The organism is Calothrix sp. NIES-2098 (assembly GCF_963875125.1).
Classification (GTDB): domain Bacteria; phylum Cyanobacteriota; class Cyanobacteriia; order Cyanobacteriales; family Nostocaceae; genus Aulosira.
Map to the genome: position 1 here is coordinate 707,194 of NZ_CAWNKJ010000001.1, position 24,966 is coordinate 732,159.

At 41.1% G+C, this 24,966-nt stretch carries 23 protein-coding genes and 2 pseudogenes; 14 read left to right on the top strand and 11 right to left on the bottom strand.

Annotation, left to right across the window (positions count from 1 at the left end; genetic code table 11):
* The first annotated feature begins 4 nt into the window (after nucleotides 1-4).
* The gene (locus tag AACU33_RS02925; protein ID WP_096586962.1) at nucleotides 5-343 is read left to right on the top strand and encodes an NIL domain-containing protein; all 339 of its coding nucleotides are present in this window, start codon (nucleotides 5-7) and stop codon (nucleotides 341-343) included.
* 151 nt (nucleotides 344-494) lie between these two features.
* Here AACU33_RS02925 and AACU33_RS02930 read toward each other — a convergent pair whose 3' ends face one another.
* The gene (locus tag AACU33_RS02930) at nucleotides 495-1,976 is read right to left on the bottom strand and encodes a CoA-acylating methylmalonate-semialdehyde dehydrogenase (protein WP_096586963.1); all 1,482 of its coding nucleotides are present in this window, start codon (nucleotides 1,974-1,976) and stop codon (nucleotides 495-497) included.
* A gap of 39 nt (nucleotides 1,977-2,015) precedes the next feature.
* Here AACU33_RS02930 and AACU33_RS02935 point away from each other — a divergent pair, with 39 nt between their 5' ends.
* Nucleotides 2,016-4,292, top strand: a complete 2,277-nt coding sequence (locus tag AACU33_RS02935) for an AAA family ATPase (protein ID WP_339375723.1) — start codon at nucleotides 2,016-2,018, stop codon at nucleotides 4,290-4,292.
* An 18-nt stretch (nucleotides 4,293-4,310) separates the two neighbouring features.
* Here AACU33_RS02935 and AACU33_RS02940 read toward each other — a convergent pair whose 3' ends face one another.
* Together AACU33_RS02940 and AACU33_RS02945 are read right to left on the bottom strand one after the other, a co-directional pair.
* A complete protein-coding gene (locus AACU33_RS02940) occupies nucleotides 4,311-5,117 on the bottom strand; it encodes an aldo/keto reductase (RefSeq protein WP_096586964.1) in 807 nt (268 codons plus the stop codon).
* 437 nt (nucleotides 5,118-5,554) lie between these two features.
* Nucleotides 5,555-5,824: a GlsB/YeaQ/YmgE family stress response membrane protein gene (locus AACU33_RS02945; protein ID WP_096586965.1), complete on the bottom strand. Its 270-nt coding sequence runs from the start codon at nucleotides 5,822-5,824 to the stop codon at nucleotides 5,555-5,557.
* Between the two features lie 764 nt (nucleotides 5,825-6,588).
* Between AACU33_RS02945 and AACU33_RS02950 the strand changes: the two genes are divergently transcribed.
* The 3 genes from AACU33_RS02950 to AACU33_RS02960 all read left to right on the top strand — a co-directional run bounded on the left by AACU33_RS02950 (nucleotide 6,589) and on the right by AACU33_RS02960 (nucleotide 9,073).
* On the top strand, nucleotides 6,589-7,776 hold the full coding sequence (locus AACU33_RS02950; RefSeq protein ID WP_096586966.1) for an acyl-CoA dehydrogenase family protein: 1,188 nt from the start codon (nucleotides 6,589-6,591) through the stop codon (nucleotides 7,774-7,776).
* A gap of 246 nt (nucleotides 7,777-8,022) precedes the next feature.
* On the top strand, nucleotides 8,023-8,283 hold the full coding sequence (locus AACU33_RS02955; protein WP_096586967.1) for a hypothetical protein: 261 nt from the start codon (nucleotides 8,023-8,025) through the stop codon (nucleotides 8,281-8,283).
* The gene (locus tag AACU33_RS02960) at nucleotides 8,270-9,073 is read left to right on the top strand and encodes a phosphate/phosphite/phosphonate ABC transporter substrate-binding protein (protein WP_096586968.1); all 804 of its coding nucleotides are present in this window, start codon (nucleotides 8,270-8,272) and stop codon (nucleotides 9,071-9,073) included. The genes AACU33_RS02955 and AACU33_RS02960 overlap by 14 nt, the downstream gene beginning before the upstream one ends.
* Nucleotides 9,074-9,358: 285 nt before the next feature.
* Here AACU33_RS02960 and AACU33_RS02965 read toward each other — a convergent pair whose 3' ends face one another.
* Nucleotides 9,359-10,609: a tetratricopeptide repeat protein gene (locus AACU33_RS02965; protein WP_096586969.1), complete on the bottom strand. Its 1,251-nt coding sequence runs from the start codon at nucleotides 10,607-10,609 to the stop codon at nucleotides 9,359-9,361.
* A gap of 278 nt (nucleotides 10,610-10,887) precedes the next feature.
* Between AACU33_RS02965 and ssuD the strand changes: the two genes are divergently transcribed.
* The 5 genes from ssuD to AACU33_RS02990 all read left to right on the top strand — a co-directional run bounded on the left by ssuD (nucleotide 10,888) and on the right by AACU33_RS02990 (nucleotide 15,259).
* Nucleotides 10,888-12,048: an FMNH2-dependent alkanesulfonate monooxygenase gene (gene ssuD, locus AACU33_RS02970; protein WP_096586970.1), complete on the top strand. Its 1,161-nt coding sequence runs from the start codon at nucleotides 10,888-10,890 to the stop codon at nucleotides 12,046-12,048.
* A 166-nt stretch (nucleotides 12,049-12,214) separates the two neighbouring features.
* Nucleotides 12,215-12,781, top strand: coding sequence for an NADPH-dependent FMN reductase (gene ssuE, locus AACU33_RS02975; protein WP_096586971.1), 567 nt, complete (start codon nucleotides 12,215-12,217; stop codon nucleotides 12,779-12,781).
* A gap of 201 nt (nucleotides 12,782-12,982) precedes the next feature.
* The gene (locus AACU33_RS02980; protein ID WP_096586972.1) at nucleotides 12,983-13,249 is read left to right on the top strand and encodes an NIL domain-containing protein; all 267 of its coding nucleotides are present in this window, start codon (nucleotides 12,983-12,985) and stop codon (nucleotides 13,247-13,249) included.
* 27 nt (nucleotides 13,250-13,276) lie between these two features.
* Nucleotides 13,277-13,903, top strand: coding sequence for an NIL domain-containing protein (locus tag AACU33_RS02985; protein ID WP_096586973.1), 627 nt, complete (start codon nucleotides 13,277-13,279; stop codon nucleotides 13,901-13,903).
* A gap of 342 nt (nucleotides 13,904-14,245) precedes the next feature.
* A complete protein-coding gene (locus AACU33_RS02990) occupies nucleotides 14,246-15,259 on the top strand; it encodes a sulfate/molybdate ABC transporter ATP-binding protein (protein ID WP_096586974.1) in 1,014 nt (337 codons plus the stop codon).
* A gap of 85 nt (nucleotides 15,260-15,344) precedes the next feature.
* Here the strand turns inward: AACU33_RS02990 and cysE are convergent, their stop codons facing one another.
* Nucleotides 15,345-16,067, bottom strand: a complete 723-nt coding sequence (cysE, locus tag AACU33_RS02995; RefSeq protein WP_096586975.1) for a serine O-acetyltransferase — start codon at nucleotides 16,065-16,067, stop codon at nucleotides 15,345-15,347.
* 256 nt (nucleotides 16,068-16,323) lie between these two features.
* Between cysE and AACU33_RS03000 the strand changes: the two genes are divergently transcribed.
* Both AACU33_RS03000 and cysK read left to right on the top strand, forming a co-directional pair.
* Nucleotides 16,324-16,791, top strand: a complete 468-nt coding sequence (locus AACU33_RS03000; RefSeq protein ID WP_096586976.1) for an RrF2 family transcriptional regulator — start codon at nucleotides 16,324-16,326, stop codon at nucleotides 16,789-16,791.
* Nucleotides 16,792-16,809: 18 nt separating this feature from the next.
* Entirely contained in the window at nucleotides 16,810-17,772 is a 963-nt protein-coding gene (gene cysK, locus AACU33_RS03005; protein WP_096586977.1) for a cysteine synthase A, read from the top strand.
* A gap of 304 nt (nucleotides 17,773-18,076) precedes the next feature.
* Here cysK and AACU33_RS03010 read toward each other — a convergent pair.
* Nucleotides 18,077-18,316: pseudogene (locus tag AACU33_RS03010) on the bottom strand (transposase); the annotation flags it as partial.
* Nucleotides 18,317-18,801: 485 nt separating this feature from the next.
* On the opposite strand from AACU33_RS03010, the gene AACU33_RS03015 reads away from it, so the two are divergent.
* Nucleotides 18,802-19,155, top strand: coding sequence for a helix-turn-helix domain-containing protein (locus tag AACU33_RS03015; RefSeq protein WP_096586979.1), 354 nt, complete (start codon nucleotides 18,802-18,804; stop codon nucleotides 19,153-19,155).
* A 966-nt stretch (nucleotides 19,156-20,121) separates the two neighbouring features.
* Nucleotides 20,122-20,466: a hypothetical protein gene (locus AACU33_RS03020; RefSeq protein ID WP_096586980.1), complete on the top strand. Its 345-nt coding sequence runs from the start codon at nucleotides 20,122-20,124 to the stop codon at nucleotides 20,464-20,466.
* Between the two features lie 190 nt (nucleotides 20,467-20,656).
* Here AACU33_RS03020 and xisF read toward each other — a convergent pair whose 3' ends face one another.
* From xisF to AACU33_RS03045, 5 genes and pseudogenes are all read right to left on the bottom strand, one after another.
* Nucleotides 20,657-22,033 (bottom strand): fdxN element excision recombinase XisF, encoded by a 1,377-nt coding sequence (gene xisF / locus AACU33_RS03025; RefSeq protein ID WP_096586981.1) that lies wholly within the window; start codon nucleotides 22,031-22,033, stop codon nucleotides 20,657-20,659.
* Nucleotides 22,034-22,092: 59 nt separating this feature from the next.
* Nucleotides 22,093-22,380 (bottom strand): annotated as a pseudogene (locus AACU33_RS03030) (cbb3-type cytochrome c oxidase subunit I); the annotation flags it as partial.
* A 14-nt stretch (nucleotides 22,381-22,394) separates the two neighbouring features.
* Nucleotides 22,395-23,312 carry a cytochrome c oxidase subunit II gene (locus AACU33_RS03035; protein WP_096586982.1) on the bottom strand — a complete coding sequence of 306 codons (918 nt, stop codon included), beginning with the start codon at nucleotides 23,310-23,312 and terminating at the stop codon, nucleotides 22,395-22,397.
* 65 nt (nucleotides 23,313-23,377) lie between these two features.
* The gene (locus AACU33_RS03040) at nucleotides 23,378-23,983 is read right to left on the bottom strand and encodes a DUF2231 domain-containing protein (protein WP_096586983.1); all 606 of its coding nucleotides are present in this window, start codon (nucleotides 23,981-23,983) and stop codon (nucleotides 23,378-23,380) included.
* The gene (locus AACU33_RS03045; RefSeq protein ID WP_096586984.1) at nucleotides 23,980-24,480 is read right to left on the bottom strand and encodes a DUF2231 domain-containing protein; all 501 of its coding nucleotides are present in this window, start codon (nucleotides 24,478-24,480) and stop codon (nucleotides 23,980-23,982) included. Before AACU33_RS03045 ends, AACU33_RS03040 begins: the two co-directional genes overlap by 4 nt.
* Between the last annotated feature and the right edge of the window lie 486 nt (nucleotides 24,481-24,966).

Genomic DNA, 24,966 nt, shown 5'->3' on the forward strand with positions numbered 1-24,966 from the left:
GGCAATGACAACACTTAATAAAATTCAACTTAAAACACCTACTAGAGTCTCTTTTGTTCCATCAGCGCATGAAAAAAGCCAAATTACTCAGATTCGTTTATGCTTGTATATTCCTAGTAGCTATCAACAACAGCCAGTGATTTCTGAATTAATTACTAATTTTGGATTAGTTGTTAATATTACTGGAGCAATGCTAGGAGTCAAAATAGGTGAAGTAGGGCGTTTAGACCTGGAAATTCGAGGTAGTGTCTCACAAATTAGTAATGGTTTAGCTTATCTAGAATCTCTCAATCTCAAAATTGTAGGTAAGCCAAATGCTGCTAGTGATAGCTGGTCTTATTAATTGTCATATATATATTGAAAATAGGGAATAGGGAACAGAGAAAGAAACAATTTTTAGCACATTGCAGCTAATTTTTTCCTTGAGACTGTCTGATTTTAAGAAAGCCATTTGTCTCTCTTCCAATGCCCCGTGCCCAATGCCCCATAACCAATTAAAATTGACGCGACCAATTACTAGGCCAGCGTTCGATTACTACTTTAGTTTGGGTAAAAAATTCAACAGCGTGATTGCTTTGTCCGTGCAAATCGCCAAAAAAGCTTTCTTTCCAACCACTAAAGGGGAAAAATGCCATCGGTGCAGCAACGCCAATGTTAATTCCAATATTACCTGCTTCGGCTTCGTAGCGGAATTTACGTGCTGCTGCGCCACTGCTAGTAAATAGACAAGCCATATTGCCATATTGACCGCTATTAACTAAGGCGATCGCATCATCAATAGTATCTAAATGTACTAAGCTCAGTACCGGGCCAAAAATCTCGGTACGGGCGATTTCACCTGCTGGATTGACGTTCTCTAGAATTGTGGGACGAATAAAATAACCTTGTTCGTAACCAGAAATCTTTGGTTTTCGCCCATCAACTAACAGATTTGCCCCTTCTTCTACACCTTGCTGAATTAATCCCTCAATCCGGTTTTGACTGCGACTATCAATTACAGGCCCCATTTCCACACTTTGGTCTAAACCATTACCTACCACGCGGTTTTTTGCAGTTTCGGCTATGGCTTCTGTAAAAGAGTAACGTGCATCTGCAACCGTGACGGCAATAGATGCAGCTAAACAACGCTGTCCCGCACAACCAAAAGCGCTATCAGCCGCAATGCGTGTGGTCATTTCCATGTCTGCATCTGGTAAAACAATCAAGGGATTTTTCGCACCACCTTGGCATTGCATTCGTTTACCATTAGCTGCACCTCGACTATATATATATTTAGCTACTGGTGTGGAACCAACAAAACTAATTGCTCGAATTTGGGGATGATCTAAAATTGCATCGACAGTTTCCTTCGCACCATTCACCAAATTTATTACCCCTTTAGGTAAACCAGTTTTGTGTAGCAAGTGGAAGATTCTTTGCATTGTCAGCGGCACCTTTTCTGAAGGCTTGACAATATAAGTATTGCCAGTTGCGATCGCATAAGGTAAAAACCAAAATGGAATCATTCCCGGAAAGTTAAAAGGACAAATTACCGCTGCCACTCCTAAGGGTTGGCGAATCATCATTTCATCAATACCTGTGGCAATATCTTCCAGATTCGTCCCTTGCATCATCATCGGAATTCCACAGGCGACTTCTACATTTTCAATCGCCCGACGCATCTCACCCTTAGACTCAGCCCAAGTCTTACCGCATTCTATAGTAATAGTCTGCGCCAAATCCTCATAATGTTCTTCCAACAAATTTTTCAGTTTAAATAAATACTGCACTCTTTCCGTTGCTGGGGTACGTCGCCATGTTGCAAAAGCAGCCACTGCTGCTGCAACTGCTTTATTCACCTCAGATGCAGGCGATACAGGTACTTGCGCCAGTATTTCTGCGGTTGCAGGATTGATGACATCTAAGTAGTCTGTAGCGCTAGTAGATGCACACCACTGACCGTTGATGTAGTTGGGTAAGGTTGGGATTGTACTCATGAAGGCAAGTTGAGATTTGTAGAATATAGATGCAGCAATATGGCTATCTTAGCTGTAATGCTTCTGGGTGTGGCTGATGTAACTGGGAACTGGGTTGCTCCGAAGCGAGATTTTATGGATTTATTTGACCAGCATTTAAGGGAAATTACAGAAACAGAAGCACCCTTGGCTGCACGGATGCGTCCGCGAATGCTTGATGAATTCATCGGTCAAGACCACATTCTCGGGCCAGGAAGGCTGCTGCGGCGTGCTATCAGTTTAGATCAACTATCCTCATTAATTTTCTTTGGCCCCCCAGGCACGGGTAAAACCACCTTAGCGCGGGTGATTGCCAATACTACCCGTGCTAATTTTATTGCGATTAATGCTGTACTTTCTGGAGTCAAAGAGATTCGGGGCGCGATCGACCAAGCCCAAGAACGGCGTAAGTTCCACAATCAAAGGACAATTTTGTTTGTTGATGAAGTCCACCGTTTTAACAAGTCCCAACAAGATGCACTATTGCCTTGGGTGGAAAATGGTACGGTAATTTTAATTGGCGCGACCACAGAAAATCCATATTTTGAAGTTAACAAAGCTTTAGTCAGCCGATCGCGGATTTTCCAACTCAAGCCACTTAACGATGAAGATTTGTACAACATAGCCCAGCAAGCATTAACAGACAAAAAACGCGGTTATGGTGACAAGCAAGTACAAATTACACCAGAAGCCTTGGCTCATCTTGTCAGTGTGGCTAACGGTGATGCGCGTTCATTGCTCAATGCTTTGGAATTAGCGGTAGAGACAACACCACCCGATACCACAGGTGTGATTCACGTTTCCCTAGCAGTCGCAGAAGAATCAATTCAGCAGCGTGCTGTTTTATACGACAAAGAAGGCGATGCTCACTTTGATACAATCAGCGCCTTCATCAAAAGTATCCGCGGTTCTGACCCAGATGCAGCTTTGTATTGGCTGGCAAAAATGGTTTATGCAGGCGAAGACCCGCATTTTATTTTACGCCGTTTATTGATTTTAGCCAGTGAAGATGTGGGACTAGCTGACCCTCAAGCGGTTGTAATTATTAATGCTTGTGCAGCAGCCTTCGACCGTGTGGGGATGCCAGAAGGACGTTATCATTTAGCACAGGCAACCCTGTATTTAGCAAATGCGCCAAAGTCAAATAGTATCATGGGGTTTTTTGATGCCTTAGCTGCGGTTGAAAGCGAAAGAGAAGCGGAAGTTCCCACACACCTCAAAGATGGTAGCCGTGATAAAAAAGGCTTTGGGCATGGAGTTGGTTATCTTTATCCTCACGCTTACCGCGATCATTGGGTAGCGCAACAATACTTACCTTTAAGTTTGCAAGGACAAGTTTTTTACCAACCATCAGACCAAGGTTACGAACAACAGATTGCTACCCGCGTGGCGCGTCATCGCGAGGCGCAGCTAGCAGCTTCGGTAGAAGGTGTAGGTATTGCACCGCAAGAAGTCCTCACCTACGGTAATACAGACCGCAACTCAGAACGATGGTTGCAGCGCACGCTTTCGCAAGTAGGAGAACAGTTAGCAAAAGTACGCGATCGCATTTTTAATATCGCCCAAGTGCAGCGTCATCATCTCATTTTAGATATCAATGCTGGCAGTGGTTTACTTACCTGGGAAGCAATACGCCACGCCCCAGAAGGTGGAGTTTGTGCTTGCGTGCATACTAATTCTGATGCTAATGCCTTAGCCGAACAAGCCGCATCCCTGCCAGAATTAATGCGTCCGCTAATTTTGCAAACCACATTAACAGAGTTACCCACAAAAACCACTGATATCCGCTTTGACCGCATCATTGGACGCAATGCCTTACGTTCTGAACCAGATAAAGTAGCGATCGCCAATATCTTGGCTAGTTTACTGCAACCGCAGGGAGTAATTGTACTAGCAGAGACAGTGCCGCGTCATACACAAAGATTTTATCGGTTACTAGAATCCCAGCAGCTTGATTCGGATTTGTATGAAAAGTTAGTCATGGCTGAAGAAGCTATTTATGCAGAAGAAACAGACCCAATGCTTAACTGGGATGCTGAAGATTTGCGCCAAGCTTTTGCGATCGCATCTTTGGTAGTCGAAGTGACCCTTGAGCATAATTCCACACAGATGCACATTACCCAAGCTTTTATCAATCGCTTGTTTGCTACTAATCCAACTCGCCCTACTTATGCAGACCGTCTAGCGAGGAATTTGACAGCCAAGGAAATACGAGCTGTACAAGAAATATTCACTCAGTATTTGCTGAATCAAACAGTTACTTGGAATAGCACTATTGCATTTGTACAGGCTGGGTAGAATAGGACTTGCGCTTCGTTAAGCCCACTGAGTATCAAAGGCATCTTGACCAGTGCCATAAACTAAGTCACCATATTCTTGCCACTTCGCTACTTCTTCAGGAGAGAGTGGCGGAGTTTGTAGAACGCTGAGGTTTTCTTCTAATTGCTGCTTAGTTTTTGGGGCAGTAAGTGCCAGAGTTACCGCCGGATGACTTAGTACATAACGATAGCAGTCTGCTGCTGTGGGTGGTTGCAGTTCCCAATTGGGATGCTTGGTAAGTAGTGAACCCCAACGCGTACACGTGAATGCTACTACAGGAATACCAGTTTTGTGAGAGCTCGGTAAAACATCCGCTTCAGCTTTGCGGTGTGCCATATTATAACGATGCATTAACACGTCACACTTGTTGCGCTCGATCGTGTCTAAAGCAATCGGTCGGTTATGGGTAGTGACTCCTACATAGCGTATCAGTCCGTTTTCTTGCTGCGATCGCAATTCCTCTAGCACTGCCTGAACTTGTTTGCTATCATCGCCAGGAAAGACATATTCCACAAAAAACACATCTACGCTATCAACATCAAGCCGATGGCGCACTGAGTCAAGGTAACGGCGTAAAGCATTGATATCTCGATTTTCGCTTCCAGTAGCAACTAAAATCTGCTCGCGGTTTGTTGCTAGGAGAGGTTTTAGTCCATTGAGGAAGTTTTCATACTCCAAGCTGTAAAAGAAAAAGTAATTAATTCCCGCCGCAAATGCTATTGAAATAGAGCTAACATCTAGCTGCGGCTGTGCTGCTAAACCGAGAATGCTGGCTTTTCGCCCCTGCTGAGTGACTAGTTCCACAGGTTAACTTCCTCCACTCCCTAATTCCACTATAGAGTTTGTGGCAACTAAAAGTGAGAAAGTGTCATTTGATTCATCATCAACATGACGACGTTGACTACAAATGTTTCGCCAATACTCTCAACATAGAAAGATTCGCGGGGAGATTACCCATACATATTTTTGAATCTTCCTCTTTTGAAAACTACGTCTTTACCCTTGGCACTATTTAACTCATTCTCCTGATGCGCCTGGTAGAATATTTTGGCATTCCCTAATAACTGGCGATCGCAACTTATTTCTCATTAACTTTCATGCTACTAATTAAGCGATCGCTTGTCTTACAACTGTTACTAATTCAATAGGGTGGCTCTGCAAAAGCCTCTGCTAAGTAGCAGTTTTACTTGTTCTCTGCTTTAAGACATATATTTCACAACTTCTCAACAGAGGCTATTGATTTAGTAGGCTCTGCGGGTAAAGGTGTAGTAAAGCCATAAAGCAATAATGGCACCAATGATTGAGACTATAATACCGCCGATACTAAATCCTGCTGAGGTCACGGCTAACGTTCCCGTGGTTAACAAAGTGTATACACTTCCACCTATGAACGCACCAATAATACCCAGGAGTATTGTGCCTAAAATGTTACCCCCTTGATGTCCGGGATAAATCATTTTTGCGATCGCACCTGCAATTAGTCCTAAAACGATCCAAGCTAGAATATTCATAAATTTTCTCCATTAACAACATATTTCCTGAAACACACTGAACATCTAATTAGTAACTCTGCCTGTTTTTGTAATCAGACAAAAATTACTATTTCTCTTGAGCAACGAATTAAGCGCGTTCTTCTAGCTACGTATAGGATATGATTTCCGTCAATCCTACTTCCACTATCTGAAGTTAGAAAATTTAGCTAAATAAAAATAGCGGGCAAAATTGGGGCATAAATCGGCTAGTTCTTTAAAAACAAGGTATTTGCTGGCATAAGTTTGATCGCGATCGCTTGAATTCATACTTCAATTCTGCAACGCTAAATACTTGCCTTTTACAGCGAACTATGCAAAACTGCTATACTATAATTAAGCTACTGTAAGTCGATAGATTTATAGTAGTTTGTATTTAACTAGTCAAGACAGACGCAAGTGGTATCTTTTTGCTGTAGAGGCGATCGAGAGCCAAAAATTAGGCTTTTGACTCTTGACCCTCATCACGGAAAATATATGTGCCAGTTGTGTAAGGCCTGTAGTTGAATTAATCTTATTTGCCAGCAATCAGGTCATTATGTTGCCAAAACCCTAAGTGAATAACGGCTTCGCAACGTAATTTCTCTGTGAGACTAGTACATATTTAAACTCAGCAATACCAAGGTTAAATCTTGGGGGTTGGGGGAACTTTACCTCATCGTGACGCAACTGATCTCAACTTTCACAAAGTTGTTTCCCAATTCCCATTTCCTCATCCATACTCATCGGAAGGAGAATCATAGATAATGGTGCAACTATTAGTTAAAGAAGAATCCAAATACTGGATTAATGTTGCTACTTCTTTATCTACGGAACTGACAGCCACCGCAGTTGAAAGAGATAACAAAGCAGGCTTGCCAGATGTAGAAATCCAACGACTGAGAGAAACTGGCTTACTAACTTTGGTTGTACCAAAAGAGTATGGTGGGACAGGTGCAACTTGGGTAGAAGCTTTAAAAATAGTTCAAGAACTCTCGAAAGCCGACGGTTCCATTGGACAGTTGTATGGCAACCATCTGAATTTAACTACCTTGGCTCATGTGTCGGGAACACCAGAGCAAAAAGAAAGATATTATCGGGAGACTGCCGAGAAAAATTTATTTTGGGCAAATGCCATCAACACCAGAGATACCAGGTTAAAAATTACCCCGGAGGGCGAACATTTTCGCGTTCATGGGAGCAAAAGTTTTGGTACGGGTGTCGCCATTGCAGATTTCCGCGTTTTCTCTGCCATTCAAGACGGTGTAGAACTACCTTTCATATTCGTAATTCCCAAAGATAGAGGTGGTATCGCTTCTAACCAAGATTGGGACAATATTGGGCAAAGACGCACAGATAGCGATACATTCACTTTTTACGATGTTGTGGTGAAAAAAGATGAAATTTTGGGATATCCTACTCCTCCTAATGGTGCTTTTAGTACATTTTTGGGAATCATCGCCCAACTGACGAAAACATATGTTTATTTGGGAATTGCAGAAGGAGCATTAGCATCTGCCAAACAATACACTATTACTCAAACCAAACCTTGGATTACATCTGGTGTTGATAGTGCTAGTCAAGATCCATATATTTTGCATCACTATGGCAACTTGTGGACAGAATTGCAAGCTGCAATTAGTTTAGCCGATAAAGCTGCTACTCAAGTACAACAAGCATGGGACAAAGAAATCGATCTAACTGTTGAAGAAAGAGGAGAAGTAGCAATTTCTGTTTTTGCAGCCAAGGCTTTTGCTACTCGTGTTGGTTTGGCTATTACCACAGATATTTTTGAAGTTATGGGAACTCGTTCTACAGGGAGTAAATACGGATTTGACCGTTATTGGCGAGATTTACGTACTTTCACTCTCCACGATCCTGTAGATTATAAATTGCGTGATATTGGGAATTGGGTACTTAATCATGAATTACCTTTAGTTACGCAATATTCTTAAAAGTTTCAGCCACAGTAAACCTCGAATTCTGTTGCTTAAGGTGGTTTATTCCACCTTATTTCTTTAATATCGTCACTAGACACTTAGCAATTAATGAATAAGAATCGCGGTTCTGAGTTGATGCCGATTTGAACTTTATATACTTATAGCTGCTTTTATTTTTGACGAAATCAGACAATATGGAATATAATCTACAGTAAGTCAATCGACTTAAAGGTATTTACTAAATCGAAGGTAAAGGTAGAAATGGCATTAGCCCAACATATCAATATTGAAGATATCCAAAACAGCCAAAAAGTAAATCATAATTTATTGTGGAAGATAATACAACTCGGCACGGCTTTGATTGAGCGCCTGCGGTGGCATACTAAAGCGTATACAACAGTTTTCGGTATTATGTTGTTGACCTTTGCCAGTTTGGGCTTTTTATATATCCATTGGTCTGGAAAAAAGTTAATTCAAGCCTTCCAGCATCGCACTGTTATAGAACAAAATGAGCATATATAAAAGGTTGCGAGTTGTATCTTATCTAGCTCCCAATTGGTTTGGATTTTATCAAGCGATCGCAACTTATTTAAGTCGTGTTTTAAATGTAGAATTTCAATTGCAACAAAGTGAATATGACCCTTTAGAAGACCCTTTATTATTTCAAGACCAGATAGACCTAGCTTTTATTTGTGGATTACCGCTAATACGCTATAGTCAAATAGTCTTAAATCAATTGCAGACATTGGTTGCTCCTGTGATGCAATCATCTCGTTATGGCAACCAACCTATTTACTATGCAGATGTAATTGTTAATGCTAATAGTAATCTCAAAAAGTTTACAGATTTAACAGGAAAAACATTTTGCTATAACGACCCTGGTTCTAATAGTGGTTACAATTTACTCTGCCATAGATTAACTCAAGAAACATATCCAGAAAATTTCTTTGGTAAAACCCTACAATCGGGTTCTCATCAGCATTCAATTCGCTGGGTAGTTGAGGGATTGGCAGATTGTGCAGCGATTGACAGTGTGGTATTAGAACAAGAATTAAAAAATTTTCCCGAATTATCACAACATTTGCGTGTGGTGGAAATATTAGGGCCTTCACCAATGCCACCGTTAGTAGTAGCACAGCATTTGGGTATATCTTTAATTCAGCAAATGCAGTTAGCGTTACTCCAACCAGATACGCAGATGCTAAAAGTGATGAAGCAATTTGGAGTTAGGCGTTTTGCAACCGTAAAATTGGCAGATTATTATATATTGAATAAAATTTACAGCGATCGCTCTTGTGTTAATTTGTCTTGATACAAAGTCAAGCATATTTATGAATAGGATATCTCTCAATGCTCTCCCCACGCACTAGGGTGACTCCCTTACAAAATAATCGGTTTTTTAGGCTGTATTTTTTGCAATAAGACGATGCTGCAAGATACAAAATGTTGATAACATATAAATTATTTGTAAGGGCACAACAATTTTGTGCCCCTACCAATCTTTCAAATTCTTTTTTAAAATTGCTATCAATTTTGATGTTTAACCAGGTAAAAATCTTTCGTTCTTGGTGAATCGTAAGTTATCTATACTTTCACATCAAGCAGTAACACCATAAACCCAACTCTGCTTTTGCACCGATAACACTGCATCTTGATAAACTTGGCGAAATAAAACTCGTTGTGCATGACTCCCGCCAATTTCATGCAAGCGTGGTAAAACAAATTTGAGTTCTGCAACAGTTGTGTGAAAATCCCCTTTGGCATGAGCTACCATGCCTCTAGCAGCAGGTATTGCTACTTCTAGCCAACGCTGGCGTAAAAAAGGATTGATTTTGAAAGTGTGATATTGCATACTCACAAGCATCTGGTTTACCCAGTCATGATGTCCAGCTTTGGCAAGAGCATAAACATAATGTAAGTCTTGAAATGGTAATGCGTGTTCGTCAATCCGGCTGTAAAGATAAGGGCTGATACCTTGCCAACGATTGCCTACATCGACACCGTGCAATTCTAGCCTTAATAATAGTGAAATTGCTCCTACTTGGTCTTTGGGAGATTGTTTGTTGGCACGTTTCCAAATATGCGTATCGTAGAGTTGAAGAACTTTTTCGTAGTTTTCTTGCTGCAAATAATACAGTGCAATATGCCACCAGTTGTGAGTGTAGAGCATGGAATTGCAGTTTTCCCAGGTGTCTGCAAAACTCTCCATCCAAGCTATCCCCTCATCGACTCTTCCCTGAGTTTCCATGACATGAGCGATCGCATGATGCGCCCAAGGATCGTTTCTATTTAAAGCGATCGCCTGACGTGCCATGCTTTCTGCTGCTTTGAGTTGGTGGCATTGTTCTAAACCAAACGCCACCATACCGTATAAATAATGATTCTCTGGATTGCTAGGTAACACTTTCTGGGCTATTTGCAGCAATTTCTCTTTTTCACCAGTGTAAAAATAGTGATACTGTCCCTGCTGCACAGAGATGAGATCGCGGGGAAACTTATTGGTAATCTCTTCATGCAAGGCGATCGCGATATCAATCTCTTGATTTGCCCAAGCTAAAATTGATTGCACATATAACTTTTCTCTTTCCGTAATTTTGGCGAAATTCTGTTGTGCTGTTTGCAGATATGGTAAAGCTCGCTGCCAAGCTTTGCTGTTTTCTTGGGTGAGATAATAAGCGGCTGCATAAGCATGAGCTAATGCACAAGTAGGATCTGCGGCAATTGCTTGCAAAATCGCTGTTTCTGCATCTTTGCCATAACCAAGCATTTGCTCGATGAAACAGTTAATAGCGGCGATCGCTTTGACTGAATCTGTTGTAACTACTAGTCCTTGTGCATCTTTAAGCATGATTAATTCCTTGCACCCAAAGAGGTGCTGGCATGTTTTATACTACTATAAATCGGTCGAATTAATGTACTTTGATCGTCAGTATGTCATACGCCATAGAAAACTGCAAGGGATAAACTACTATAAGTCGGTAGGGTAATCGTATTTTTATGGCAAAAAGGTATTGATTTAACCAACTAGCTGTGCGATAGTCTAAGAGTTATCTTAAAAATGCGGTAGTTTTATCAAGTTACCGTAGTTAAAAAAGAACCTGGAAATCTTGCTCTGACATAGATATCATGCAGCTACTTTGGTTTATTCCGACTCACGGTGAAGGGCGCTATCTTGGTACTGCTATAGGTGGGCGCGTAGTCAACTTTGATTACTGGCGACAGATTGCTCAAGCTGTGGATCATTTGGGTTTTACAGGAGCATTACTACCTACAGGCCGTTCGTGCGAAGATGCTTGGATTTTGGCATCAACTTTGGTGACACACACCAAGCAGATGAAGTTTTTGGTAGCCATACGTCCGGGTATAATGTCACCGGGAGTAGCAGCACGAATGGCAGCTACATTCGATCGCATTTCTGGTGGACGATTGTTAATTAACGTCGTTACTGGGGGCGATCCGGTAGAGTTGGCAGGAGATGGATTGCATCTTTCTCATGACGATCGCTACAAATTAACCGACGAATTTTTAGCAGTGTGGCGACAGATAGCCGCTGGAGAAACTGCCGAATTCCAAGGAGATTATCTGAATATCCAAAGTGGTAAGCTGTTATTTCCTACAGTTCAGAAGCCTCATCCGCCGCTGTGGTTTGGCGGTTCTTCCCCTATCGCGCAAGAAATTGCTGCCAAACACGTAGATGTATATTTAACTTGGGGCGAAACACCAGAACAAGTTGCCAAAAAGATTGCCTCTGTACGTAAATTAGCAGAAGCCCAAGGTAGAACGTTACGTTTTGGGATTCGCCTGCACGTAATTGTCCGAGAGACTGAAAGTAAAGCATGGGATGCTGCCAACGATTTGATCCGCTATGTCGATGAAGATGCGATCGCTCAAGCCCAACAAGCCTACGCACGCATGGATTCCGAAGGACAACGCCGGATGACAACACTACACAACGGTAGTCGAGAAGCTTTAGAAATTAGCCCGAATTTATGGGCAGGAATTGGCTTAGTGCGTGGTGGTGCGGGGACTGCCTTAGTAGGCGATCCTGATACCGTAGCTCAAAGAATGCTGGAATATCAAGAATTAGGTATCGACACTTTTATCTTCTCTGGTTATCCCCACCTAGAAGAGGCCTATCGAGTGGCAGAATTACTCTTCCCTCGTTTACCGCTACAAAATCAACCAGCAGTGGAACCACAACTACTGAGTCCCTTTGGTGAAGTTGTAGCTAATCAAGACTTCCCCAGACAACCAACCAAAGAAAAGACGATCGCTACTGTAGATTAAAAATAGGGTATTGGGCATTTGGCATTTGTCATTGTCTCCCCAAACTCCCCACACTCCTTCATCCCCCTGATGCTCTCCCCAGACGGTATCATATTTTCATGTCTGTTTGCGGGTTACTCCCTCCTCACACCTCTGCATTTAAAAATCCTCAAAGGTCTCACTCAACATGACAAATATATTAGCGATCGCCGGCAGTCCCACTCATCCTTCTAGAACCTACGCCCTTGTAGAATACGCTGTTCAAAATCTGTCACGGCAAGGATTAAATACAAATATTATCTCAGTCCGAGATATACCTGCTGAAGACTTAGCTTATGGACGTTACAATAGTGCCTCATTAGAACAACCAAAAGCACTGCTAGAAAAAGCAAGCGGTGTAATTATTGCCACTCCAATTTATAAAGCAGCTTACACAGGTGTACTTAAAGCATTTTTAGATTTATTACCCCAAAAAGCTTTAGCAGGAAAAGTTGTGCTACCTCTAGCAGTAGGTGGTACGATTGCTCATTTATTATCAATAGAGTATGCCTTAAAACCTGTATTATCCGAACTAGGCGCACGTCATATATTGGGTACAGTTTACGCAGTCGATAAGCAAATTCAAATTCAGCCTGATGGTAGCGTGCAACTTGATGAAGAAATAGACCAAAGGTTGCAAGATAGCCTCAAAGAGTTTGCTTTAGCAGTGAATCATTCTCAGAATTTGGCTAAAGAATTGACCCATGCTGGTTAGTTGCTCAGAGTTCTTGTTACTCCTTCCTCAATAGCAGTTGGTAAGTTTATCCCCATCTGCTATTTTTTTATCTTTTTTTAGATGATTTAGGGTGATAGGCTAAACCCATATTTGGAGAATTAATATACAACCTTATACCCCTATACCCTCTTTCAGAAGAATATGTAATTATTTGATTTCTAACAAATAGATAATTTGGATATGGTTGCTAAAAATCAGATCGTTCACAAACAAATTCGCCTGCGAATTCCCAGAAATTATCATCAAGAACCTGTGATTTCCCGCTTAGTTTCAGATTATGGCCTCACTATCAATATTACAGCCGCGATTTTAGGCGCAAACGCTGTTGGTGATGGTTGGTTTAACCTCGATTTACAAGGAAAAACAGCACAGATAGATAATGCTATCAAGCATCTTCAGGAAATTGAACTAGAAATCTGGGACGAAAACAGTGTCAGTAGTTGGTGATGAAACTTTCACCCCTTGCATATTCCTATGCCACGTAAGAAATTACCTCAAACCACTCCCGTTGATAGCCGTATTCGTATACCTCAGCATTACCAAAGTCAACCTTTAATTTCTCGTTTGGTGTCGCGCTATGGTGTTACAGTCAATATCACAGCGGCGATGCTGACAGATACAGAAAATTATGGTTGGTTTGACTTGCAACTTCAAGGTAATTCTGAACATATCTGTGATGGTTTGCTGTATTTACAGAATTTGGGAGTAGATGTAATGCATCTCAGTATCTCTGGGGATGCGCAGCATAATTCTAGTTTTCATATGTTTCCGCAAGTAAGTAAAGAATTGGCACCTTTACCACCCACTTTAAATACTCCAACCTATGATATTTATAATGGTCAATCTTGCCGACTACGCTTGCAAATTTGCGTCTTGAAAGATTACTACAACCAGCCAATTATCTTTGACTTAGTTTCTCAGTATGGAATTACGGTCAATATTATTACAGCATCGCTACCAGCAAATCAGCAAGATGATGGCTGGTTTGATTTAGACATTTGGGGTAAACCCCAGCAACTTTTTTCTAGTTTTAATCACTTAAAAAAACTACAGTTACCATTGTGGTTAGACACGTCCTTTCTCAATGGTTATATCATTTAAATGTTGATGATATAATTTAATTTTTTTGCTTAACTATTAATCTCACTGTATAAGAACTATAAATAATACTAATTCTCTAGAATGTTTTGACAGAGAATTACCAGGTTCTATGTTTCAAATACATAATATTTTAAATATCAAAGGTGTAGGTAAGCCAAATATAAATGGTGATAGTTAGTAATGTTGAGCGATAAATCTTGAATTTGCAAGGTAATTAATCTTTGAGTAACACAGTAATATGTAACATAGGATACATAAATATTAATTATTTAATCAAATACTAAAAATCAGTAGAATAAACGTAGTTTAATTAACTATATACCGAATTGGAAGTCAAAAACGATGGGGATCTTAATAGAAAACGTTTCCAAGCACTACGGAAGCTTTTATGCTGTTGATAATGTGAATTTAGATATAAAGACAGATTCTCTGGTGGCTTTATTAGGCCCTTCCGGTTCCGGAAAATCCACATTACTACGCATAATTGCTGGTTTAGAAACTCCCGATAGCGGTCAAATTTGGTTAGTGGGCGAAAATGCTACACACCGTAGCGTACAAGAACGCAATATTGGATTTGTTTTTCAGCATTACGCGCTGTTTAAACATCTAACAGTACGTGAGAATATTGCCTTCTCGATGGATTTGCGTAAACATCCTAAACACCGCATCCGCCAAAGGGTTGATGAACTGTTGGAATTGGTACAGATGCAGGGATTTGGCGATCGCTATCCTTCTCAGCTATCTGGTGGACAAAGACAAAGGGTTGCATTAGCACGCTCCTTAGCTGTGCAGCCCCGAATCCTATTGTTAGATGAGCCTTTTGGGGCACTAGATGCTAAAGTCCGTAAGGATTTGCGGATGTGGTTACGCAATCTGCATTCAGAGGTTCATGTTACGACTGTCTTTGTCACCCACGACCAAGAAGAAGCAATGGAAGTGGCTGACGAAATTGTGGTGATGAATAAAGGAAGGGTCGAACAAGTCGGTAAACCAGAGGAGATTTACGATAACCCAGCGACACCATTTGTGATGAGTTTTATTGGCCCTGTAAATGTTCTATCCAGCCATGTCGATATCATTCCTCACAAAACTACATTGTCTCCTGATGAAAAAGTGTTTTTGCGTCCCCACGATATCTTGATTGGAAAGAATGCTGAGGAAAATAGTACTGTTGCGATCGTTGAGAGGATTTCTCACCTCGGTTGGGAAATTCGTGTGGAGTTAGGATTGCGGTCTGGTGAAATACTCAATGCTCATCTTAGCCGAGAACAGTTCTATCAACTTCAGCTAGAAAAAGGTCAACGCGTTCACATCAAACCAAAACAAACAAAGGTGTTTGCTACTGCTAATAGCTGAAGATAGTGATTTTGTTTAGACCTCCTCACTCATCATTAAAGAGTTGAACGAGGAGGTTTAAGTGTGGATGCAATTACGAAATATCCTAAATTCCTGCGCCATCCAAAAACTCTTCAATCACTAAGTCACTCTCAGCTATAGCCTCGTCAAGGTGTTCTTTGTTCTCTAGGTTGTTGGATAGATAAACGTTATTGACATCTAACTTTTCTACCTGCTGTTCTAAATTTTTCACACGTTCAAAGAGGGCGCGAATCGCCTCTGCTTCTACATCTCGGATTTTTCCATGCTCCAAAACACCAGTATTTTCTGCACGAATCAAGCGCCCAGGAATTCCTACCACAGTCGTGTTACTAGGGACATCGCGCAAAACTACTGAACCTGCACCAATACGAACATTATTACCAATTTGAATGTTACCTAATACTTTTGCACCTGCTCCGACAACGACATTTTCACCCAAGGTAGGATGGCGTTTACCAGTTTCTTTTCCCGTACCGCCAAGGGTGACACCTTGATAAATTAATGCATAATCGCCCACGATCGCAGTTTCGCCAATGACTACACCCATACCGTGGTCGATAAATACGCCTTTACCAATTTTTGCACCTGGGTGAATTTCAATTCCTGTCAAAAACCGACTGATAGTAGAAATAAATCTTGGCACAAAGGGAATCCCAATTTTGTACAACCAATGGGTAAGGCGATGAAACATCAAGGCTTGAACGCCAGGATAACAAAATAGAATCTCTAGCCAATTGCGGGCTGCGGGATCGCGTTCAGAAATTGTGCGTAAGTCAGTTAGCAGCATAATTTTACATTTAGAAACGAAGACGTGGTTTAAATATGTGGTGATATTTATTACCACCTGAAATTAGCTCGGCTTGAACCAACAAAGTTTACCTAAACTAATTCAGCCTTAAATAAAGAGCTTTATAACCAAACACCGATAACCTGATAGAATTATGGTACTTTAAATGCGATCGGATAACTGTATCTGTGTGAACATTGTGTTTAGCAATTGTCTTATTTAAAGTACAATAAGCCTACCAAATAACAGTAGTATAATGACAGAGAGCTTAAATAAACAAAACTATACCCTCTTAGATCTATCTGCGAAGGTCGAATATGCTCTATTGGCGCTTCTAGAACTAGCCAACCATTATGCTCAGAAAACGCCCACAACTATGAGCGATATTTCCGCCAAGCATCCCATACCAGAGCGTTATCTAGAGCAGATTCTTTCCAATCTGCGACGGGCGGGTGTGGTGCAGAGTCAGCGTGGTTCGAGGGGGGGCTTTATTTTGGTACGCGAACCTCGACAACTGACGTTGTTAGAGGTGGTTATTATGTTGGATGGAGAGCAAAAAGAAAAAGAATCTTCTTCTCAAGAAAATCTCGAAAAAACCTTGGTGACGGGGATTTGGCGACAAGCAGATTTAGCTGCACAAGCTATTTTGAGCCAATATACTATCCAAGACTTGTGTGACCAGCGAGAGGCACGTTTACAGAAAGGTCAGATGTATTACATTTAGCCAGATAAGAATATTGTTATGAAAATTGCCAACGATATTACAGAGATAGTCGGACGTACACCATTGGTTCGGCTAAATAGGATTCCTGAAGCGGAGGGAGCTTTAGCACAGATTTTGGTGAAGTTAGAAAGCTTGAATCCATCTGCATCTGTCAAGGACAGAATTGGTGTGAGTATGGTGGAAAATGCAGAAGAGGCGGGTTTAATTCATCCAGGTAAGACAACGTTAGTAGAACCAACCTCTGGGAATACGGGTATCGCTTTAGCAATGGTGGCTGCTGCTAAAGGCTATCATCTGATTCTGACCATGCCAGATACGATGAGTACAGAAAGACAGGCGATGTTGCGAGCTTATGGCGCACAGTTGGAATTAACCCCTGGTTTAGAAGGAATGCGGGGAGCGATCGCTAGAGCCGAGCAAATTGTGACAGAATTACCCAATGCCTATATGTTGCAACAGTTCCGTAACCCAGCTAATCCTAAAATTCATCGCGAAACCACTGCTGAAGAAATTTGGTCAGATACCGATGGAGAGGTAGATATTTTAGTAGCGGGAGTCGGTACTGGCGGAACATTAACTGGTGTAGCTGAGGTAATTAAACAACGTAAACCCAGTTTTCAAACTATTGCAGTAGAACCGAGTAATAGTCCGGTGCTTTCGGGAGGGAAATCGGGAGCGCATAAAATTCAGGGAATTGGAGCCGGATTTATCCCAGCTATTTGCCGTTTGGAACTCTTTGATGAAGTGATTGGTGTATCGGATGAAGATGCGATCGCTTATAGTCGTAGGTTAGCAAGAGAAGAAGGTTTATTGTCTGGTATCTCTACAGGTGCAGCTTTGTATGCAGCTATTCAAGTCGCAAAGCGTCCAGAAAATAGCGGTAAGTTAATAGTTATGGTTCAACCTAGTTTTGGCGAACGTTACTTGAGTACCACGCTGTTCAAAGATTTATCAGATGTGGAAATATCTGCATTTAATTAGAACATCCAATCTGCTGAATCATAATCTCAAGACGTAGCAGTACTAAATCTCTCAGCGAGCCTTCTCGCGGAGGAAGCCCCTAATTTCATAACAATTTTAGATTTTGGAGTTATATAATGTCCGGTTAATTAACCATAATTAAGCCACCAATTTAGACCACCAATAAAAATTAGTCAAACCACTAATAAAATCGGGACGTTCAAGGATTTGGCAACAGCGTTGAAATAATTCTTCCTCAACAGCATCCAAATTCTCAAAACTACGATTAGCAATTGGTTCATTCGTCAGTGTCCACAGACGCTAGAAGTGGTTGTAATTCTGGTGAGTGAGAAGGTAAAAACGACAAATGGATGCCATCTGGTAGTTTTACTTTGTCACTCGTATGCCATCCAGCTCGATCTAAAACCAAAACGACTTGCTTGGTTTGACCAATACCAAAGTGACGAGCAAAATCCTCCAGGACACGGTTAAATAATTCAATTTTGACTAAGCAACGAATCCACCAATATGTCCGTCCAGATTGAGGGTGAACAAAAGCATACAACCATAACCATTGAAATCACCAGTTGACGTTTGCAATGGTACTGCCAACTCATCAACCCTTAGTTAAAAGTCAAGAATCAAGTTTTTTGGATTAACCTCAACCTAGTAATACTAAAGTCTGCTTGTTCTCTGATTAATTAATACTGGCTGTATTGCTATAAATATAGAACGTTTATTTAGGATTGTGTATGGTAAGAAAGTCAGAATTTAACTATCAACAAAGTCATGGTTTATAAATATAAATAATCCGATCTAGGTTGAAAAATAGAGCTTTTCAAAAGGCAATAATTAACCGATAAGTGTTTAAGCGTTAGAAGCTACTCCGAGCAAGAAAGAACTATATATTTTAAAGTAGATGCAGTTGAATTTGATGATTGCATTAGTTTTATTTATCTAAAGTAACCCAAGTTGCGGGTTATCGACGGATGTGTGTTTGCTACCATTCAATTCATGCGCTCGCTGACAACAAATCAATAAAATCTTAATATGGCAAACAAGGCAGAAAGATTAGCACAATTGATTAAAGGGCTACGAGGTACTACATCACAACGCCGTTTCTCTCAACAGTTGGGTGTGAGTAAGTCTTGTGTGAATTTCTGGGAATCTGGTTTGGCTTTCCCTGATACAGGAAATCTTGAAAAGCTGGCAGCATTAAAAGGATGGACGCTGGCGGAACTGCAAACCTACCTGGTAAAAGGTGAGTTGCCGTCTGATGACACATTACAGCAGATTATCACTAAATTGCGATCGCTCCCTACAGAAGCTGTGGCTCAAGTAGCATCTGCGGCAGTAGAAACATTAGCCAGCAGAAGCCAGTCGGTGCAGGCAGTGATTAAGTAAGTTGGACTTGGGTGAATAGTAGCGATGCCACCCTTGACATAATTTATGCTCAGAAAGTTGTTTTTGGCAATATAATCAGTCAGTTTCTGACGACAGTTTAGTTCCGATACAACAGTTTTTCGCTCTGACTTTTAAACCATCGTCATCTTGATGGCTGAATACGGGTAAGTGCGGAGTGCTGAAGCTGGTTGCCTGAAAACTGTTCTTAAGTGGTACTTGATTTGGAAATTGAATATATTTTATACAAACATTTATGAGGCGATTTTCAATAGAACTACACAAACCATCATGTGGTTAATTGGCAAAATCATCTTTGACAAGTTCTACTCAAAATATAGATACTAAAAACTTGCAGAAATACTTATGAACAAGGACATTCACCTTAGATTTCTTATCTGAAAATCCAACAAAATTTAATTACTGATTCATTCTAAAATCTACTTTATAAAAATACTCGTTGCAATCTGAATATGTAAATATTAAAACCTATTAGATAAGCAGTATTATTTTTTTATTCGTGATATGTGTAGCAAATTGACTTGCTATAATTGCTGAAAGCTATTTGCAGCAAAATACTAATGAATTAGGAATTTGTGATACTGGAATGCCCTAAAAATTCAGTGTTCGGTTATCAACCATAACTTTAAACACTTGTATTGAAAAAGAACATACAATCGTTGATCGCTCTAATAAGTTTCACATTAAATAAATCTCATTGTGCTTAAGTCTTTAAAGAAACAAAGCTGAAGCATAATATACATTGGCCTAAAAATCTAATTATTTTAGATACAAAAAATTGTCAAAATAAAAACAAGTGTGTATAAATAATTAAAGGTGTATGGTTTCGCTGCAAGTTAATTCACGCACACAAATTTCACTCAAGTTGTATTGATGGACAACTCTTTCTCTGTTTTTTAAGTGGAGGCTTATTTGATCGGAGAAAGATTTGTTTGCAAACAGAACTGTTTGGAGGAAATCATTAATTATCGCGATCGCACACAATTTGAGACACGCTACCGTATTTCATTGTTGCAAATGCACAGTTTTACGGGAGCAAAGTCCTTGTGGGTTGAAGTAATCACGAATCAAAATAGGCGATCGCATCTTTTGCTCTGGCTCCGAACAAGCTTCCTACAACTCGAAGGGTACGATTGTGAGGATAGACCAAAAACTGAAACTGTCCTGGGTCAGCTTAAGCGAACAAGTGCAAGAATTGAAGTTGCGATCGCCCAAAATAACCAAGCAGCCAGGGCGAATTGCAAGCCAGCCTTAAGCATCGCACGTTACAGAAATTTTCAGCCGACAAACTAACCTAAAAATAGAACGCCACAGAGAAATCATGCCGCAAAGAAAAACCGAATTTGATGTGTCTCGCTACATTCCAAGGAACAACGAAACTCTATCCGAAGAACTGCTCAGGCTAGCTATGTTATTTCGTTTGGTGAAGCCGTTGAATGTAGATAAAGCAACAAAAAAAATGATCATGACAAACCCAGAGTTGCTACCGCAGTATCTCAACCAACAACACGGCGATGACATTGCCGTTTAGAACTTTTACTTCCTTTACAAATTTTTTGTACAAACCCTTCTTGGTTTCATCTGGCATGACCTCAAGGAACTCATCATCACCGAAGGTGTCTATTAATTCTTTTTGCAAACTTGCCCCAACAAAAGCGAATTGAATGTTTTGTTGCTGAAGTTGCTGAATCTTGACTACTGTTCGGTCGATTGCTTCTTCAATGATCGAATCTCTGGGAAGTTTTCGCAGTACCTCAAGACGGGATTTAAGCTCGATAATTTCCGGGGTATCTTCGTTCGATGGCTGGCTGCTGACAACATAGTCCCTGATCTCGATCGCTCTTGTTGTTAGGGCAGCGTCAACGGCATCGACAACCTTCAAGAGTGAAACTGCGGTTCTATTGCTACAAGCAGTTTCGCCGTAAACCCTGCGACGTTTGCATCGCAATCCCATCGATCTCTTAACATCATGGACATAACATTTCCCTCCGCAGGAACCGCAGATAATTTGCCCAGACAATAAACGCCCGCCAATATCTGTTTGTGTGGCACTCTCAAAGTTCCTACCCCACAGGCGTTGATTTTCTCTAAGCCGAGTTTCAATCTGTTGGTAAACTTCTTTTGAGATCAAAGGCTGATGGGTATTTTCTCGAATATCCCATTTTTCGGGGTTAACGCGATTAAATTTTACGTTATATCTAGTGTGACCTCGCAGCACTGGGTTCAACAACCAAGAGCGTAGCCCTGGAGGGGAAAACTGAATATTGAATTCTTTTATAAAGTGTTGAATAGTATTTCGCAGCGAAGTTTTTTTAGATAAAAAATATTGAATAATTTCGTGTGCTATTGCCCAATTAGTTTTTCCACTGGGCTCATTTATAGTCAGATCGGGAACATATTTCCCGTCAACTCTAGCGAACCCGAACGGTGGCTGATAAGCTTTGTTTTGTTCGCGAAAATGCTCTAATCCGTGGTTTACTCTGCTCTGTAACAACCGAGATTCAAACTCGGCTAGTCCTGCCATTTGATTTAGGGAAAACCACCCAAATGGGCTTGACGCGTCTTCTACGGGGGCATCTAAGATGACAAGTTTGATATTCAACTTTTCGAGTAGTGCTATTGTTTTAGCGATGGTCATCACAGACCTAGCCAGTCTATCGATTCGAGTGATAACGATTTCTTTTATTTGTCCTTCGCGGCACATCGCGAGCATTTTGTTGAAGTTTTTCCGGCTGTCGCTTCGCCCAGATTCGATGTCAGAAAAAATCAAGCTACAGCCAGCTTTTTCAATTCTGGCGGTTTGCTGAGTCAGCGCATCGCTCTGTTCAAATTTCGATACTCTAACGTAACCGACCCGCATAAAGCTCTAAAACTCAATGTCAGAGCAGTTTAGCATAAAATGTCCGACGTTAGTTCATCTAGAGAGGGGAATGTCCATAAAAACAGCATCACAGTGCCGTGCATGGTGAACATACCGTTATAGACGGTGCGGTCGATGAGGTCTGATTCGGGGGTGATGAGTTCGCCCCGAATTACCATTGCAAAGATACCGCCAACAAGAAAGAAGATGAATGAGGTAACGAGGTACTGGATACCAATAACTTTGTGGTCAGTGCTAAAGCTAAAGTATCGCTTCCAGTCACCTGGGGATTCGTGGTGAGGCTTCCCACTAGGGAGACTGAGGCCTTCAATAGGAATATTTGTCATCGATTAATTTCCTTTCAACCAGGATAGTTGACTAAAGGCGCAGACCCAGGTGCGACTGTAGTCCAACCAGTTTTGACTGACTGACTAGAGGCTTGGGCATACTCATAAGCTGCTTGATTTTCAGCGGGTGCAAGTTTGTGGGTTGCAGCTTGGGCTAGCCATTGGTGATAATCTTCAGGAGATTCAACTACCACATCTGCGTGCATGGTTGCGAAGTATGTGCCGCTATATTGCGAATCGGTCAGTTGGTATTTGCCAGGGCGGATGGGTGTGAACTCAAAGTCAATATTGTGGTTGGGAATGATGTCTTGCTTCAGGCGGAATGCGGGAACGTAGAAGCCGTGAAGGACATCTTCTGATTTCAAATTCAAACGCACTCTGCGATCGCTTGGCAGATGTAGTTCGCTACTAGTAACATCTCTTTCTGGATAGTGGAAGACCCATGCCCATTGTTTAGCAACCACATCGATGTTTTCTACAGGGAATGCCTCTTTGTCCTCGATCGGTGCTGCATAAGCCGATTCCATTCCCATTGGATTATGCAAGTGAACCAGTTCCATCGGGCCTTGAATGCCCATCTTTTCATAGACTTGGTAACTGTAACCTGCAATCCAAAATACTAGGAGGATAGGGATAGCTGTCCAGACAACTTCTAGGGTTAAATTACCCTCGATTGCCGGGCCATCGCTGAAATCACCTTTAACTGCGCGATGGAAAATTACAGAATACAAGAGAGTGGCAGTCACTCCCAAAAAGATGAATGCACCTAACGTTACCAAGAAGCTGATTAAATCATCAATTAGGAGAGATTCAGCCGCCGCTTGGGGAGGAAGCCAGGTATAAGCCTGCTTACCTACCCAGATACTAGTAACAGTCACGGCGATCGCGCCTGTTATTAGTGTCAAAATGTTTAATGTCTTCTGGAGTTTCATGGTCAATAGTCAAAAGTCATTGGTCAAGAGTCAAAATTAATTACTTTGGACTCTGCGAAGCAGAATTACTTAAGCACTGTGTTGAGGTCTTGGCCTAATCGCAACAAACTATCCGCTGTATTGTGAACGCCAAATTCGGCAGCTAGTTGGGCACCTAAAGTGCCGTGGAGATATAAGATAAACATGACTACTACACCTGTGATGAGATAGCGCGATCGCACTTGTTTCTCTTCATCGCGGCGAGTAACAAAGCGTTGGTATCCTCTCCAGACAGTCATACCGATAATGATTGCTAGTAACAACACGCCACCAACACCATGCCAAACCATCGTCTCCATTGCTTGTAATCCCCAAGCACTTTTCACATTAGTTGGGGGTTGTGCCAGCAACATTTCGTAAAAGCCAGCCGCTACAGTGAAAAAGGTAATAGCAGATGCAGCTACCATGTTGTACCAGCCAACATCAAAGAAGTTGGTACGTTCAACAGAAATCGCTAAAAATTTAAAGACCCATTTCTGGAAAGGGAACAGTGCCCCAACAAAATCAAAGGTAATCCCAATGATGAATAGGCCTAGAGTGAGATGGACTAAATTGGGATGAACAGGAATGCTGTAAGGTAAGCCGTTTGGGCCTAGTTGCCCGCTTAATTGATTAATTAGTTCTGAGTTCATGGCAAGATACCGTCTCTGAGTGCTTCAACAACTGGTACTGTATGCAGTCCATATACCCAAACCAATTCATCACCCAGGTATACTTGCAAGCCAACTATTGCTGTTAAAATTAACCCTGCACCCAAATAATAAATTGATATTCTTTGTGGGTCGCGGGCACGAATGACATAGCGCCAAGCTGTAACTGCCGCAATAATTCCTGACAGCGACCAGCCAATGAGCGTATGTGTATTCAAGACTGATTTCGCAGCTTCATAAGGATGTGCTAAACCTGCTTCAAATTGCCCAAAAATGATGGCAACAAAGATGGAAATTGTCGCGATGAACATATTCCACCAACTCACCTCAAATAGGCGGAAGTTGCGAGTAAAATAACCGATAACATCGCAACAAAAGGCAAACAACACCATCGCAATTACGAAGTGGACAACGATGGGATGTAGCGTATCTGGATACGGTAAATTGTGATCGTTCAAATTTGTTAGATACTCAAACACAGTATTCTCCTAGGCATATCTGCTTTACCTCAAATAAACTTCTACGATTGATACCCAAGAGATTGCACTACAACTTCTCTACCCATTACCGGAATATAGAAATACATATATCTGGGGCGATATCCGGTTGTTTAAATAATAGGTTTGTGATAGAGGAATTGAAGGCCGGAGTTCAATCTTTAGTGAAGGATTTCAGTTTCGATTCATTGCTTCATACGGAAATTGTGAGATAACGACTCTTAGATGTTGGCAAAAGAAATCGCCGTTTTCTCTTTGGTTGTTAAACCTATCTTTTAGCTTAAGGATTTTTTTAGCAGTTGTCAAAAGAGTCAAAATAAAAAACTTGGGAGTAGTTTTTTTATCAAAAAAGTGTTTATTGATATGTATCGCAGCTAGCAGCTTTAAAAAAGTTAAATATAACTAGAAGAATTTTGGTTAATTTGCTAACAATTTAAAATCATTAATTTGTTATTTAAAGTACACAAC

Excerpts from the sequence above, each read along its gene's own strand:
- AACU33_RS02925 (WP_096586962.1), top strand. The coding sequence starts at position 5 with ATGACAACACTTAATAAAATTCAACTTAAAACACCTACTAGAGTCTCT.
- AACU33_RS02930 (WP_096586963.1), bottom strand. The coding sequence starts at position 1,976 with ATGAGTACAATCCCAACCTTACCCAACTACATCAACGGTCAGTGGTGT.
- AACU33_RS02935 (WP_339375723.1), top strand. The coding sequence starts at position 2,016 with ATGGCTATCTTAGCTGTAATGCTTCTGGGTGTGGCTGATGTAACTGGG.
- AACU33_RS02945 (WP_096586965.1), bottom strand. The coding sequence starts at position 5,824 with ATGAATATTCTAGCTTGGATCGTTTTAGGACTAATTGCAGGTGCGATC.
- AACU33_RS02950 (WP_096586966.1), top strand. The coding sequence starts at position 6,589 with ATGGTGCAACTATTAGTTAAAGAAGAATCCAAATACTGGATTAATGTT.
- AACU33_RS02955 (WP_096586967.1), top strand. The coding sequence starts at position 8,023 with ATGGCATTAGCCCAACATATCAATATTGAAGATATCCAAAACAGCCAA.
- AACU33_RS02960 (WP_096586968.1), top strand. The coding sequence starts at position 8,270 with ATGAGCATATATAAAAGGTTGCGAGTTGTATCTTATCTAGCTCCCAAT.
- AACU33_RS02965 (WP_096586969.1), bottom strand. The coding sequence starts at position 10,609 with ATGCTTAAAGATGCACAAGGACTAGTAGTTACAACAGATTCAGTCAAA.
- ssuD (WP_096586970.1), top strand. The coding sequence starts at position 10,888 with ATGCAGCTACTTTGGTTTATTCCGACTCACGGTGAAGGGCGCTATCTT.
- ssuE (WP_096586971.1), top strand. The coding sequence starts at position 12,215 with ATGACAAATATATTAGCGATCGCCGGCAGTCCCACTCATCCTTCTAGA.
- AACU33_RS02980 (WP_096586972.1), top strand. The coding sequence starts at position 12,983 with ATGGTTGCTAAAAATCAGATCGTTCACAAACAAATTCGCCTGCGAATT.
- AACU33_RS02985 (WP_096586973.1), top strand. The coding sequence starts at position 13,277 with ATGCCACGTAAGAAATTACCTCAAACCACTCCCGTTGATAGCCGTATT.
- AACU33_RS02990 (WP_096586974.1), top strand. The coding sequence starts at position 14,246 with ATGGGGATCTTAATAGAAAACGTTTCCAAGCACTACGGAAGCTTTTAT.
- cysE (WP_096586975.1), bottom strand. The coding sequence starts at position 16,067 with ATGCTGCTAACTGACTTACGCACAATTTCTGAACGCGATCCCGCAGCC.
- AACU33_RS03000 (WP_096586976.1), top strand. The coding sequence starts at position 16,324 with ATGACAGAGAGCTTAAATAAACAAAACTATACCCTCTTAGATCTATCT.
- cysK (WP_096586977.1), top strand. The coding sequence starts at position 16,810 with ATGAAAATTGCCAACGATATTACAGAGATAGTCGGACGTACACCATTG.
- AACU33_RS03015 (WP_096586979.1), top strand. The coding sequence starts at position 18,802 with ATGGCAAACAAGGCAGAAAGATTAGCACAATTGATTAAAGGGCTACGA.
- xisF (WP_096586981.1), bottom strand. The coding sequence starts at position 22,033 with ATGCGGGTCGGTTACGTTAGAGTATCGAAATTTGAACAGAGCGATGCG.
- AACU33_RS03035 (WP_096586982.1), bottom strand. The coding sequence starts at position 23,312 with ATGAAACTCCAGAAGACATTAAACATTTTGACACTAATAACAGGCGCG.
- AACU33_RS03040 (WP_096586983.1), bottom strand. The coding sequence starts at position 23,983 with ATGAACTCAGAACTAATTAATCAATTAAGCGGGCAACTAGGCCCAAAC.